The 13,413-nt window shown below is 61.3% G+C and carries 11 protein-coding genes; 10 read left to right on the plus strand and 1 reads right to left on the minus strand.

The window, feature by feature from the left end; all coding sequences use genetic code 11:
- The first annotated feature begins 64 nt into the window (after positions 1-64).
- The 5 genes from AAGF34_RS14355 to AAGF34_RS14375 all read left to right on the plus strand — a co-directional run bounded on the left by AAGF34_RS14355 (position 65) and on the right by AAGF34_RS14375 (position 3,107).
- Complete coding sequence (locus AAGF34_RS14355) at positions 65-388, plus strand: helix-turn-helix domain-containing protein (protein ID WP_342616407.1); 324 nt, start codon at positions 65-67, stop codon at positions 386-388.
- 17 nt (positions 389-405) lie between these two features.
- Positions 406-912 (plus strand): arsenate reductase ArsC, encoded by a 507-nt coding sequence (locus AAGF34_RS14360; RefSeq protein WP_342616408.1) that lies wholly within the window; start codon positions 406-408, stop codon positions 910-912.
- 7 nt (positions 913-919) lie between these two features.
- The gene (arsB, locus tag AAGF34_RS14365) at positions 920-1,963 is read left to right on the plus strand and encodes an ACR3 family arsenite efflux transporter (protein ID WP_342616409.1); all 1,044 of its coding nucleotides are present in this window, start codon (positions 920-922) and stop codon (positions 1,961-1,963) included.
- A 153-nt stretch (positions 1,964-2,116) separates the two neighbouring features.
- Complete coding sequence (locus AAGF34_RS14370) at positions 2,117-2,485, plus strand: CHRD domain-containing protein (protein ID WP_342616410.1); 369 nt, start codon at positions 2,117-2,119, stop codon at positions 2,483-2,485.
- 103 nt (positions 2,486-2,588) lie between these two features.
- Complete coding sequence (locus AAGF34_RS14375; protein WP_342616411.1) at positions 2,589-3,107, plus strand: glutathione peroxidase; 519 nt, start codon at positions 2,589-2,591, stop codon at positions 3,105-3,107.
- Positions 3,108-3,119: 12 nt separating this feature from the next.
- Here AAGF34_RS14375 and AAGF34_RS14380 read toward each other — a convergent pair whose 3' ends face one another.
- Complete coding sequence (locus tag AAGF34_RS14380) at positions 3,120-4,019, minus strand: LysR substrate-binding domain-containing protein (RefSeq protein WP_342616412.1); 900 nt, start codon at positions 4,017-4,019, stop codon at positions 3,120-3,122.
- A gap of 139 nt (positions 4,020-4,158) precedes the next feature.
- On the opposite strand from AAGF34_RS14380, the gene AAGF34_RS14385 reads away from it, so the two are divergent.
- The 5 genes from AAGF34_RS14385 to AAGF34_RS14405 all read left to right on the plus strand — a co-directional run bounded on the left by AAGF34_RS14385 (position 4,159) and on the right by AAGF34_RS14405 (position 13,374).
- Entirely contained in the window at positions 4,159-5,742 is a 1,584-nt protein-coding gene (locus tag AAGF34_RS14385) for a trimethylamine methyltransferase family protein (protein ID WP_342616413.1), read from the plus strand.
- 26 nt (positions 5,743-5,768) lie between these two features.
- On the plus strand, positions 5,769-7,889 hold the full coding sequence (locus AAGF34_RS14390) for an NADH:flavin oxidoreductase (RefSeq protein ID WP_342616414.1): 2,121 nt from the start codon (positions 5,769-5,771) through the stop codon (positions 7,887-7,889).
- Positions 7,890-8,020: 131 nt separating this feature from the next.
- Positions 8,021-9,073, plus strand: coding sequence for an ABC transporter substrate-binding protein (locus AAGF34_RS14395; protein ID WP_342616415.1), 1,053 nt, complete (start codon positions 8,021-8,023; stop codon positions 9,071-9,073).
- Between the two features lie 15 nt (positions 9,074-9,088).
- The gene (locus AAGF34_RS14400) at positions 9,089-11,983 is read left to right on the plus strand and encodes an EAL domain-containing protein (protein ID WP_342616416.1); all 2,895 of its coding nucleotides are present in this window, start codon (positions 9,089-9,091) and stop codon (positions 11,981-11,983) included.
- Between the two features lie 188 nt (positions 11,984-12,171).
- Positions 12,172-13,374: an ammonium transporter gene (locus AAGF34_RS14405; protein ID WP_342616417.1), complete on the plus strand. Its 1,203-nt coding sequence runs from the start codon at positions 12,172-12,174 to the stop codon at positions 13,372-13,374.
- Positions 13,375-13,413 lie beyond the last annotated feature (39 nt).

Here is a 13,413-nt window from a genome sequence, read left to right on the forward strand (position 1 = left end):
AAAAGGCGGCAGGCTTGTGGCACTGTGACACGGGCTTGTCACATTATTCCATTATCATCGAACTATGGAATCCAACGAAGTAGTCAAAGCCCTCGCGGCGCTTGCCCAGTCGTCCCGGCTGGAGGTGTTCAGGATGCTGGTTGTCGCCGGTGCGCCCGGACTGACCCCTGGTGCCCTGGCAGAAAAGGTGGACGTGGCGGCCAATACGCTGTCGTTTCACCTCAAGGAGCTCCTGCACGCCGACCTGATCACCCAGGAGCGCTCCGGGCGCAACCTGATCTACCGCGCCCGCTTTGACCAGATGAATGCCTTGCTGGCCTACCTGACCCAGAACTGCTGCCAGGGCCAGGCCTGCCTGGCAGAAACCTCCACGCAATGCGATTGCTGAAACCCGAAAGACCACCCGTGACAACGACAACCCCACCACTGAATGTACTGTTCCTGTGCACCCACAACTCGGCGCGCAGCATCCTGGCCGAAGCCCTGCTCAACAGCATGGGCAAGGACCGCTTCAAGGCCTATTCCGCTGGCAGCAGCCCGCGCGAAAACCAGCAGCCCAATCCCTTGGGTCTGCAGGTTTTGCAAAAGGCAGGCATTTCCACCGAGGGCTTGCGCAGCAAGAGTTGGGACGAGTTTGCAATCCCCGGCGCGCCGCAGATGAACCTCATCATCACTGTCTGCGACAACGCCGCCGGCGAGGTCTGCCCGATCTGGCCTGGACACCCTGCGACTGCCCACTGGGGCTATCCAGACCCTTCCGAGGGCGACGGCACGGATGCGGAAAAGCTGGAAGCATTTCGCAAGACCCTGCACGCCATGAAACGTCGTCTGGAGCTGCTGGTCAGCTTGCCTGCTGGCAAGCTGGATCAAAGTGTGCTGCAGACCAGCGCACGCGAACTTTCCAAGGCCTGAGCCCTCAATGCGTACACAAACCATGAGCGTGTTCGAGCGCTACCTGACAGTCTGGGTCTTCCTGTGCATCGTGATCGGCATTGCATGCGGGCAATTCCTGCCGGATGTGTTCCAGGCCATTGGCCGCATGGAGATTGCCAAGGTCAATCTGCCGGTGGGGTTGCTGATCTGGGTCATGATCATCCCCATGTTGGTGAAGGTGGACTTCGCCGCTTTGGGCGAGGTGCGCAAGCACATCAAGGGCATTGGCGTCACGCTGTTTGTGAACTGGCTGGTCAAGCCATTCTCCATGGCGTTTCTGGGCTGGCTGTTCATCCGCCACTGGTTTGCACCATTGCTGCCGCCGGACCAGCTCGACAGCTACATCGCCGGCCTGATCCTGCTGGCCGCCGCGCCCTGCACGGCGATGGTATTTGTGTGGAGCCGACTGACCGGCGGAGACCCACTGTTCACCCTGTCGCAGGTGGCGCTCAACGACAGCATCATGGTGGTGGCATTTGCGCCGCTGGTGGCCTTTCTGCTCGGGCTCTCTGCCATTACCGTGCCGTGGGATACCTTGCTGACCTCGGTGGTGCTCTACATCGTGATTCCGGTCGTCCTGGCGCAGTGGCTGCGCAGGTCCTTGTTGTCCAGGGGTGTTGCGGCTTTCGATGCGGCCATGGCCCGCATCGGCCCCTGGTCCATCACTGCGTTGCTGGCAACCCTGGTGCTGTTGTTCGCTTTCCAGGGCGAAGCCATCCTGCAGCAACCGCTGGTGATCGGTCTGCTGGCGGTGCCCATCCTGATTCAGGTGTTCTTCAACTCGGCACTGGCCTACTGGCTCAACCGTGCCGTTGGCGAGAAGCACAACATCGCCTGCCCCTCGGCGCTGATTGGCGCCTCCAACTTCTTCGAGCTGGCGGTGGCTGCAGCCATCAGTCTCTTTGGATTCCATTCGGGAGCCGCATTGGCAACCGTGGTGGGCGTGTTGATCGAGGTGCCGGTCATGCTGCTGGTGGTCGCCATTGTCAACCATTCCAAGGGGTGGTACGAGCGCAGGGAAGCGGCCTGAATTACCACTTGGTTCAAGAGGTTACTCCTTAGTCATACAGTCGTTGCATCCCCACGCGGGCATGGCAACTTCCAAGGAGCATTCATGAACTACCGGTCAAAACTACTTTCCACATCTCTGGTTGGAGCGCTGCTGGCATTCAGCGGCGCGTGTATGGCAGATACCATGCGTATTAAGGCTTCACTGTCCGGTGCCAGCGAAGTTCCTGCTACAACGAGTGCAGGCGTAGGCATGGTGGACGGAACGTTTGACACACAGACCAATCAACTTAGCTGGACGCTTACCTATTCGGGTTTGACGGGACCGGCAAAGGCGGGGCATTTCCATGGTCCGGCTGATGTGGGAAAGAATGCGGGCGTTGCCCTGGGCTTCACCGGGTCGGTGGAGAGTCCGATCAAGGGTACGGCCACACTGACTCCGGCCCAGGCACAAGATCTGTTGGCCGGCAAGTGGTATGCCAATCTGCATACGGCGGCCAACCCCGGCGGTGAAATCCGCGGCCAGGTGACAGCCGCGCCGTAAGCCAAGTCAGGGACTTCCAATGGAGCGATACGCAGGCGGCAGATGGTTTCGCTCGTGGTTCCAGTGGCGCGCGCTTGCGCTCCTGGGTTTGATATGCACGTCGATGGCAGCCATGGCACAAACCAAACCAGCAACTCCCACAGCATGCCCTGCGCTGCTGCAGTACCAGTTCCCGCGTCTGCAGGACGACAGTCCCCAGAACCTGTGCCAGTACGCCGGCAAAGTGCTGCTGGTGGTCAATACGGCGAGCTACTGTGGCTACACCCGACAGTACGAGGGATTGGAGGCCTTGTACGCCAGGTATGGAAAAGATGGCCTGGTGGTGCTGGGCTTCCCGTCCAATGATTTTGGCAAACAGGAGCCGGGCAACTCCAAGGAAATTGCCGACTTCTGCTTCAACACATACGGCGTGAAGTTCCCCATGTTTGCCAAGACGGTAGTCTCCGGGCCGGGCAAGAATGCTTTCTATGGGGCATTGACCCAGGCAACCGGTGCCACACCGCAGTGGAACTTCCACAAGTACCTGATAGACCGCAGCGGCAAAGTGCTTGGCCATTACCCCAGCGACGTGGAGCCACAAAGTCCCAAGCTGGTGGCGGCCATAGAGCAGGCATTGCGCTGAACGGCGCCTGCTCTAGCTGGTGCTGGCTTCTGCCACCAGCCAATCCTTGAGGTATGCCACATCGGTGCGCAAGGCCTTGCCCTGAGGGGCCGTGATGTAGAGAGGCTGATCCGTCGTCACGCTGGCGTCAATGGGGCGCACCAGCAGGCCCTGCGCGATCAGCGGTTGCACGATATGTCGCCAGCCCTGCGCCACACCCTGTCCCTCAATGGCCGCCTGCAGCACGATGGAATAGTCGTTGAAGCGAAACAGCCGGGGCTGGCGCGGCAGGCTGATGCCAAAGCGGGCCAGCCAATCCTTCCAGGCCATGCGCGGGCGGTAGCGCTCTTCCAGTAGCAAGAGGGGGCTATGGGCCAAGGCCTTGAGATCCGGCAACGGATTCTCTTTCAGGAATTTTGGGCTGCAGACCGGGAAGATTTCCTCATCGACAAAATGCCAGCGCTGGTAGTGGGCGAAGTCGTCTGCACCCAGGGTGACAGCCAGGTCTATGCGCTCGCGCGCCAGGTCCAGGTCGGTGTCGGTGGTGATGACGCGCAGCTCGATATCCGGATGCATCTGCTTGAAGCGCGCAATGCGGGGCAGCAGCCACCAAGTGGCGGTCGCGGTGGAGACGGCCAGCGTCACTTGGTGCGCCTGCATGCCGCGCACTTCGCGCAGTGCCTGGTCGATCAGGGATAGGCCCATGCCCACCTGCTCCAACAGGTACTTGCCAGCCTCGGTGGTTTGCACGCCCTTGTGCTGGCGCTCGAACAGCGCCACACCCAGGTCTGCTTCCAGCAGGCGCATGGCGTGACTGACTGCAGGCTGGCTTATCCCCAAGTCTTCCGCAGCGCGGGTAAAGCTGCCCCGGCGCGCGGCGGATTCAAACACCAACAGGTTGTTCAGACTTTGGTTGGTTTTGGTGTCGGTCATAAGCTGAGTTTATGACAGACATGAGTGCGTTTGCCATTCACAGACACGGACGTTTGGCATAAGCTGGGCTCACGGCTGGCTCAGGGTCAGTCGCTGGTGCAGCTCTCTGCGCCAGTCCACCAACAACAAGGCAGAAACGATGACCGAAGCAGTAGCCTCCACCTCAGACGCCGAACTCCCACCAGTGGCTGCGGGTACCGACCACAAGAAGCACCGTCGTGCCGGCGGACGCGAGCGCCGCGACCCCAAGGCCAAGATCAATGGCCCGGCCTACATCCAGCGCAACATCCCGACCTACGACGTGATGGGCGAGGAAAACCTGCAGAAGATCGAAGTGACTGCGGAGCGCATCCTGGCCGAGGTGGGGTTGGACATCCGCGATGATGACGAATGCCTGGACCTGTTCCGCAAGGCCGGCGCCAAGGTCAACGGTATGCGTGTCACCTTCGAGCCGGGCCATGTGCGCGAGATACTCAAGACGGCACCCAGGGAGTTCACCCAGCACGCGCGCAACCCGCAGCGCAGTGTGCAAATCGGCGGCAAGAACGTGGTGTTCTCTCCGGCTTACGGGTCGCCCTTCGTGATGGACCTGGACCGGGGCCGCCGCTACGGCACGCTGGAGGACTTCCAGAACTTCATCAAGCTGGCTTATGCCTGCCCTTGGCTGCATCACAGCGGCGGCACCGTGTGCGAGCCTACCGACGTGCCGGTCAACAAGCGCCACCTGGACATGGTGTATTCGCACATGCGCTACTCCGACAAGGCCTACATGGGCTCCATCACCTCGGAAGAGCGTGCCGAGGATTCCATCGAAATGTCGCGCATCCTGTTTGGCCGTGAGTTTGTTGACCAGAACTGCGTGATCCTGGGCAACGTCAACGTCAACTCGCCGCTGCTGTGGGACGGCACCATGACCAAGTCGGCACGGGCCTACGCGCGCGCCAACCAGGCTGCGGTGATCGTGCCCTTCATTCTGGGTGGCGCCATGGGCCCGGTCACCAATGCCGGCGCCATCGCCCAGGCCCATGCGGAGACCATGGTGGGCTGCGCCATCACGCAACTGGAGCGGCCCGGTGCGCCGGTGATCTATGGCAACTTTTTGTCCAGCATGTCGCTGCGTTCGGGCTCGCCCACTTTTGGCACGCCCGAGCCCGCCATCGGCTCCATGGTGATTGGCCAGCTGGCGCGCCGCCTGAATCTGCCGTTGCGCTGCGCGGGCTCCTTCACCACCTCCAAGCTGCCCGACGGTCAGGCCATGCAGGAGAGCGTCATGTCCATGCTCTCGGCCATCCATTGCGGCGCCAACTTCATCCTGCATTCGGCGGGTTTCCTCGACGGACTGCTGTCCATGAGCTACGAGAAGTTCATGATGGACGCCGACTTCTGCGGCGCGCTGCACAGCTACCTGGGCGGCGTGGTGGTGGACGACAACACACTGGCCATGGACGCCTTCAAGGAAGTCACGCCCGGCGGCCATTACCTGGGAAGTGCCCACACCATGGCCAACTACACCACCGCCTTTTTCGACTCCACCATCTCCGACAACACGCCGTTTGAATCCTGGGTCGAGGCCGGCAAGACCGATAGCGCCACGCGTGCCAACATACGCTGGAAGACCGCACTGGCCGACTACGAGGCGCCCGTCATGGACGTGGCCGTCGATGAGGCCCTGAAAGACTTTGTGGCCCGCAAGAAGGCCGCCACCACCGATCAGTGGTACTGAACGCAATTCCATCCGAAAGACTCTCCATGGCTCCCGAGAACGATCCCCTGTTGCAACCCTTCCAACTCAAACATCTGCGGCTCAAGAACCGGTTGATGCTCACATCCCACGAGCCGGCTTATCCTGAAGACGGCATGCCCAAGGCCAAGTACCGCGCCTACCATGTCGAGCGCGCCAAGGCCGGCATTGCACTGACCATGACGGCTGGCTCGGCAGCCGTGTCGCGTGACAGCCCGCCCGTGTTCAACAACATCCTGGCCTACAAGGATGAAGTGGTTCCGTGGATGAAAGACCTCACCGACGCCTGCCATGAGCACGGCGCGGCGGTGATGATCCAGATCACCCACCTGGGACGGCGCACCAGCTGGTCCAAGGCCGACTGGTTGCCGGTGGTGTCGCCTTCGCATGAGCGCGAGGCATCGCACCGGGCCTTCCCCAAGAAGATGGAAGACTGGGACATTGCACGCATCATCAAGGACTATGCCGATGCCGCTGAGCGCATGCATGCTGCCGGTGTGGACGGTTTGGAGTTGGAGGCCTATGGGCATTTGATGGACCAATTCTGGTCGCCTGTGACCAATACGCTGGAGTCGCCCTACGGCGGCTCGCTGGAAAACCGGGTGCGCTTCACGCTGGAGGTGCTCAAGGCCATCCGTGCGCGCGTGGGGCCGGACTTCATCATTGGGGTGCGTGGCGTGGCCGACGAGGCGCAGCCGGGTGGTTTGACGGCAGAGGAGGGCCTGGGCATTGCGCGCTATCTGGCCAAGTCGGGCATGGTGGACTTCCTCAACATCATCCGGGGCCATATCGATACCGACGCCGGTCTGACCGACGTCATTCCGGTGCAGGGCATGCGCAGCGCGCCGCACCTGGAATTTGCCGGTGGCTTGCGCGCGCAGCTGGGTGGCATTCCCATCTTCCACGGCGCCAAGATCCAGGATGTGACCACCGCCCGCTTTGCCATTGAGAGCGGCAAGCTCGACATGGTGGGCATGACCCGCGCGCACATGGCCGACCCGCACATCGTGCGCAAGATCATGCTGGGCCGCGAAGACACCATACGCCCCTGCGTGGGCGCCAACTACTGCCTGGACCGCATCTACCAGGGTGGCGATGCCTATTGCCTGCACAACCCGGCCACCGGTCGCGAGCTGACCATGCCGCACACACTGGCCAGGGCGGAGAAACCGCGCAAGGTTGTGGTGGTGGGCGCGGGGCCTGCCGGGCTGGAGGCCGCGCGTGTGGCCTCCGAGCGCGGTCACCAGGTGGTGGTGCTGGAAGCGGCAGACAAGCCGGGCGGCCAGATCCGCCTGACCGCACAGAGCCAGCGCCGCCGCGAGATGATTGGCATCATCGACTGGCGCGTGGCGCGTTGCGAAGAGGCCGGCGTGCAGTTCCAATACAACACCCTGGCCGATGCCGCGCGGGTGCTGGCAGAAAGGCCTGACGTGGTCATCATCGCCACGGGAGGCCTGCCGCACACCGAAGTGCTCAGTCGTCCGCCGGGCCGCTCCAAGGATGACTGCACCCCCTCGGGGGGCCAGGCTCAGCCTGGGCTGGGGGCCATGTCGGCAGGCAATGAACTGGTGGACTCTACCTGGGACATCATCAGCGGAGCGGTCAAGCCAGGCAAGAACGTGCTGCTGTTTGACGACGCCGGTGACCACGCCGCGCTACAGGCCGCCGAGGTAATTGGTGCCAGTGGCGCGCATCTGGAAGTCATGACACCCGACCGCAGCTTTGCGCCCGAGGTCATGGCCATGAACCTGGTGCCCTACATGCGCAGCCTGCAGAAGCTGGACGTCGTCTTTACCGTGACCTACCGGCTGCTGTCGGTGGAGCGCGGTGCTGAAGGGCTGATCGCCCATGTGGGCAGCGACTATGGTGGCGTGCGAAAGCAGCGCGTGGTGGATCAGGTCATCATCAACCACGGCACGCGTCCGCTGGATGATTTGTACTTTGAACTCAAGGCAGATTCCCTCAACCAGGGCGCCGTGGACCATGCTGCATTGATTGCCGGCGTGCCACAGCCGCACAGCGCCGCCACAGGGCAGGGCTATCAGTTGTTCCGCATTGGTGATGCGGTATCCGCGCGCAACACCCATGCGGCCATTTACGACGCATTGCGTTTGGTGAAGGATTTGTAAAGTATCCCCATACGCGTCGGGTTGCGCTACCCCGATATGTACGGGGAGCAGTATGTGCAAGAATCGTCCTATTCGGGATTTCGCTACATACAACAATGATTCGGTGGTTTGCTTTACTTGTTGGCCTGCTCATGGCAGTGCCTTCCTTTGCGCTGACAGTGGCATTCATCAATCCCGGAAAGTCGGATGAGGCCTACTGGGTTGCCGTGGCCGAGTCCATGAAAGCGGCGGCGGACAGCCTGGGCATTACGCTGGAAATGCGCTTCGTGGAACGTGACCATCCACGTGCCCTGGCCGTAGCAAAGGAAATTGCCAGCCGCCCCAAGGCCGAGCGGCCCGACTACCTGATACTGACCAATGACTACGACCTGGGGCCCAAGCAGCTGAGCCTGCTGGAGGGTAGCGGCATACGCTGCTTCTTTGCTTTCAGTCCGCCCAGCGTGGCGGCCCGCAAGGAGATTGGGGCTCCGCGCCAGCGTTACCCATTCTGGATAGGGTCGTTGCAGCCGCATGCCTCCGATGCTGGTTACCTCACCGCCAGAAGCCTGATAGCCAAGGGCCGCGCTGAAAAAGCCCAGGCCCCCGATGGCAAGCTGCACATGCTGGCGATCGCGGGCGACCGTTCCACACCCGCCTCCATAGAGCGCAACGAGGGCATGCGCCACGCGGTCTTGGATGCCGGCGATGTCGTGCTGGACCAGGAAGTCTTTGCCGACTGGAGCCGTGACAAAGCCGCTGAACAAAGTGCGGTGCTGTATGGCCGCTATCCGGGTACGCGCCTGGTATGGGCCGGTAGCGACCAGATGGCCTTTGGTGCCATGCAGACCTGGGAAAAGCGCGGGGGAAAGCCGGGGCAGGACGCCTGGTTCAGTGGCGTCAACACGTCGCAGGAAGCCCTGGAGGCGGTGCAGTCCGGTCGCCTGACGGCTCTGGCCGGCGGGCATTTCATCGCCGGTGCCTGGGCGTTGGTCATGATTTACGACTACGCCCACGGCCGTGACTTTGCCGACGAAGGTCTGGAACTGGACCGTCCGATGTTCACCTTGTTCGATGCGGAGAGCGCAGAGCGATTTCGTGCGCGCTATGCCAGCGGCTACAGCAGGATCGACTTTCGCAAGTACAGCAAGGTACTCAATCCGCAAGTCAAGCACTACAACTTTTCTTTTGAGCAGCTCATACGCTGAGGGCAGGGTCCCGCCATGCCAAGCCGCCCCTTCCGACCCATTGCCAACGTACTGATCCAACGGGTCGTTGCGCTAGCGGCGCTGTGCTTTGTCGTGCTCGGGTCACTGCATGCCCTGATTGAGTACCGCTCTGGGAAGGTTGCCTTTCAGACCACCATACGCGACATATCCGTAGCCAGTGCTCCGCAACTTTCCGTCAGTCTGTGGGACATTGAGCTGGAGGCGGTGCGCAAGCAGCTCACCCTGATTGCGCAGCGCCCGGAAGTGGCCTATGTGGAGCTGTGGACCCTGACCGGAGAACGTTACGTGGCAGGCGACACCACGCTCACCGACGGTGAGGTCAAGAGTCGCATTGAAGTTCCGTCCCCCGGCGGCAGCGGCGCACTGGGCACTTTGCAGGTGACCGGCAAGGATGCGTACCGGCATGCCAAGATCAAGCGTGACATCGCCCAGTTGCTGCTGGGCTATTTTGTATTTGTGACGGCCATCTGCCTGGCCATCACGGTGCTGTTGCGCCAGAAGCTGGAACGCCCGCTGTCCACGCTGGCACGGTTCGCGCGGGAGCTCGTGCCGGGCGCTGCTCCGGCACCCGTTGTGTATGACAAGGGCTCCAAGCGCTATGCAGACGAAGTGGATGTATTGGCCGAAGGATTTCAGACCTTGCAGAGTGCCGTCTACTCACACGTGTCAAACCTCGATCAGCTGGTGGCCGCGCGCACGGGTGAACTGGCTTTGCACAACCAGATACTGGATCAAATCAGCCGTGATGTCCCCCTGCGCAATCTGCTGGACGCGCTGACCCGGCAGGTGGAGCAGCTGCACCCGGATATGTTCAGCTCGATCCTGCTGCTGGACAAGGAAGGCAAGCACCTGCGGCATGGCGCTGCGCCTGGTCTGCCGCAGTTTTTCGTGGACGCCATTGACGGCGTGGCCATAGGCGAAGGGGTTGGTTCATGCGGCACAGCGGCTTTCCGTGGCGAACGGGTCATCGTTGAAAACATCCAGCAGCATCCCTACTGGGCGTCGTACCGAGATATTGCTGGCCAAGCGGGCTTGCAGGCGTGTTGGTCAGAGCCCATTATTGGAACCGAAGGGCAGGTGCTTGGCACCTTTGCGCTGTACCACCGCAAGGCGGCAAAACCGTCAGGCGTCGAAATTGAGCTGATCGAGCGCTATGCCAGACTGGCTGCTCTGGCCATTGAGCGTAAGCGCGCGGGCGAGCGCCTCAATACCCTGTCACGCGCCATTGCGCAAAGCCCGGTTTCCATTCTGATAACCGACCCCTTGGGCGTCATTGAATATGTGAATCCCAAGTTCGAGGAGGTCACCGGCTACAGCAGTGCAGAAGCTATAGGCAAGACCCCGGGGATTCTGAGTAGCGGTGAAAAGTCGCGCGAAGAGAACGACAAGATCTGGCGGACCATCCGGTCCGGTCATACCTGGAGCGGGGACTTCCACAACCGCCGCAAGGACGGTTCCCTGTTCTGGGTGCACGCTTCCATTTCCCCGATTCTGGATGAGCAAGGTGCACTGCTTCACTTCGTGGCGGTCAAGGAGGACATCACGCAACGCAGGGAGCATCAGCGGCAGCTGGAGCATATTGCGCACTATGACGTGCTGACCAATCTGCCCAACCGTGCCTTGCTGGCAGACCGCCTGGTTCAGGGCATGGCGTTGGCGCATCGACGCGGACACAAACTGGCCGTGGTGTACCTGGATCTTGACGGCTTCAAGGCCATCAACGACCAGCACGGGCATGCAGCCGGCGACCAGATGCTGATTGCCGTGGCCAGTCGCATGAAACATGCACTGCGTGAGGTGGACACACTGGCCCGCATTGGCGGCGATGAGTTCGTGGTAGTGCTGGTTGATCTTCCGGATGCGCAGGACAGCCATCCCATGCTCAACCGCTTGCTGGTTGCGGCATCGCAGTCCGTACAGGTGGGTGAGCTCACACTACGGGTTTCGGCCAGCCTGGGCGTGACGTTCTACCCGCAGGCTCAGGAAGCGGAAGCGGACCAATTGCTGCGCCAGGCGGATCACGCCATGTACCAGGCCAAGGTGAGCGGCAAGAATCGCTACCACGTCTTCGACGCCGAGCACGACAACAGCATTCGCGATCACCACGAGAGTCTGGAAAACATCCGACTGGCCCTGCTCAATGACGAATTCGTCCTGCATTACCAGCCCAAAGTCAATATGCGCACCGGTGCCGTCATCGGGGCCGAGGCACTGATTCGCTGGCAGCACCCGACCAAGGGCTTGCTGCCCCCAGCCAGCTTCTTGCCGATCATCGAGGACCATCCGCTGGCGGTCGATTTCGGGGAGTGGGTGATTCACCGGGCACTGAGTCAGATGGGCGCCTGGCAGGCGGGCGGGCTCGATATCTCGGTAAGCGTCAACATCGGCGCCCGTCAGTTGCAGCAGACGGATTTCGTCGAGCGTCTGCGCGATCTGATGACAGCGCATCCCGGGGTCAAGCCCGGAGACCTCGAACTGGAGGTGCTCGAGACCAGTGCGCTGGAGGACCTGGAGCACGTTTCCAGCGTCATGGAAGCCTGCCGGGCCATGGGGGTTGAATTTGCGCTGGACGACTTCGGAACGGGCTATTCATCGCTGACCTACCTCAAGCGTCTGCCCGTGACCATGCTCAAGATCGACCAGAGCTTTGTGCGTGAAATGCTGGATGACCCAGATGACCGGGCCATCCTGCAAGGCGTGATCGGCCTGGCCGCGGCTTTCAGACGCAAGGTCATTGCAGAAGGGGTGGAGTCCGTGGCGCACGGCACCGTGTTGCTGCAGTTGGGTTGTGAGCTGGCGCAGGGCTATGGCATTGCACGCCCCATGGCCGCCGACCAGTTGCCGACCTGGGCAGCGACCTGGCAACCCCACAGCCGTTGGAGTGCGTAGCCTTTTTGGTGCGTGGAATAGGTTGTCCAGGGCATTTGGCATACCTTTAATCCCGAAAATGCACTGAAACAAGACGTCTTCAAAGATTTTTGCGCCGTTGTGGCGCATTTATTGCTTGCAAATGGTGCGACAGTGGGCGTGTGCAATTTTCCGCACCGTCTGAATGCATTATTTCCAAGAGGTTGTTTATGAATGCACTACAACAGGGCGCCAATGCCCTGTTTATTTTGTTGGGCGCAATCATGGTGCTTGCCATGCATGCGGGTTTCGCTTTTCTGGAGTTGGGTACGGTTCGCCGCAAGAACCAAGTCAATGCGTTGGTCAAGATCCTGGTGGACTTTTCCGTTTCCACGGTTGTGTACTTTGTGCTGGGTTATGCCGTGGCTTATGGCACCAGCTTCTTTGTCGGTGCGCAAGACCTGGCGGCCAAGAATGGCTATGAGTTGGTGAAGTTCTTCTTTCTGCTGACCTTTGCTGCGGCCATTCCGGCCATCATTTCCGGAGGCATTGCGGAGCGCGCCAAGTTCTGGCCCCAGCTCATGGCCACGGCCATGATCGTGGGCGTTGTCTACCCCTTCTTTGAAGGCATAGCCTGGAACCAGCACTTTGGTGTGCAGGCCTGGCTGCTGGCAAACACCGGGGCCGAATTCCACGATTTCGCCGGCAGTGTGGTGGTCCATGCGCTGGGAGGCTGGATTGCGCTGGGTGCGGTCATGTTGTTGGGTGCGCGCAGCAACCGCTATCGCAAGGACGGCGCCATATCGGCACATCCGCCGAGCAGCATTCCATTCCTGGCGCTAGGCGCCTGGATTCTGACGGTGGGCTGGTTTGGCTTCAATGTGATGAGCGCGCAGACCCTGGACAAAATTTCCGGCCTGGTGGCCGTGAACTCGCTCATGGCCATGGTGGGCGGTACCCTGACGGCCCTGCTTCTCGGCAAGAACGACCCCGGCTTCGTGCACAACGGCCCGCTGGCGGGCCTGGTGGCCGTGTGCGCTGGCTCCGACCTGATGCATCCGCTGGGCGCCTTGGTGGTAGGGGCCGTTGCCGGTGCAATCTTTGTATCGATGTTCACTCTGACGCAAAACAAATGGAAGATCGACGATGTGCTGGGTGTCTGGCCCTTGCATGGGCTGTGCGGGACGTGGGGCGGGGTGGCCGCTGGCATCTTTGGCAGCAAGGCCCTGGGCGGTCTGGGCGGGGTCAGCATGGGGGCTCAGGTGCTGGGTACCGGCCTGGGTGTCGTCTGGGCACTGGTCAGTGGTTTTGCCGTCTACGGTCTGCTCAAAGCCCTGCTGGGGTTGCGTTTGAGCCAGGAAGAAGAGTACGACGGTGCCGACTTGTCCATTCATAAAATCAGTGCGAGCCCGGAGCGGGAGGCCAATTGGTAGCCTCCTGAATCGTTCTGTAACAATTTAATGCCCTTTTTG

The organism is Rhodoferax sp. GW822-FHT02A01, assembly GCF_038784515.1.
In the GTDB taxonomy this organism is placed as follows: domain Bacteria; phylum Pseudomonadota; class Gammaproteobacteria; order Burkholderiales; family Burkholderiaceae_C; genus Allorhodoferax.

Bases quoted from the DNA above. Each gene is read 5' to 3' on its own strand.
- AAGF34_RS14390 (WP_342616414.1), top strand. From the start codon at position 5,769: ATGGCTCCCGAGAACGATCCCCTGTTGCAACCCTTCCAACTCAAACAT.
- AAGF34_RS14355 (WP_342616407.1), top strand. From the start codon at position 65: ATGGAATCCAACGAAGTAGTCAAAGCCCTCGCGGCGCTTGCCCAGTCG.
- arsB (WP_342616409.1), top strand. From the start codon at position 920: ATGCGTACACAAACCATGAGCGTGTTCGAGCGCTACCTGACAGTCTGG.
- AAGF34_RS14395 (WP_342616415.1), top strand. From the start codon at position 8,021: ATGGCAGTGCCTTCCTTTGCGCTGACAGTGGCATTCATCAATCCCGGA.
- AAGF34_RS14370 (WP_342616410.1), top strand. From the start codon at position 2,117: ATGGCAGATACCATGCGTATTAAGGCTTCACTGTCCGGTGCCAGCGAA.
- AAGF34_RS14405 (WP_342616417.1), top strand. From the start codon at position 12,172: ATGAATGCACTACAACAGGGCGCCAATGCCCTGTTTATTTTGTTGGGC.
- AAGF34_RS14385 (WP_342616413.1), top strand. From the start codon at position 4,159: ATGACCGAAGCAGTAGCCTCCACCTCAGACGCCGAACTCCCACCAGTG.
- AAGF34_RS14400 (WP_342616416.1), top strand. From the start codon at position 9,089: ATGCCAAGCCGCCCCTTCCGACCCATTGCCAACGTACTGATCCAACGG.
- AAGF34_RS14380 (WP_342616412.1), bottom strand. From the start codon at position 4,019: ATGACCGACACCAAAACCAACCAAAGTCTGAACAACCTGTTGGTGTTT.
- AAGF34_RS14375 (WP_342616411.1), top strand. From the start codon at position 2,589: ATGGCAGCCATGGCACAAACCAAACCAGCAACTCCCACAGCATGCCCT.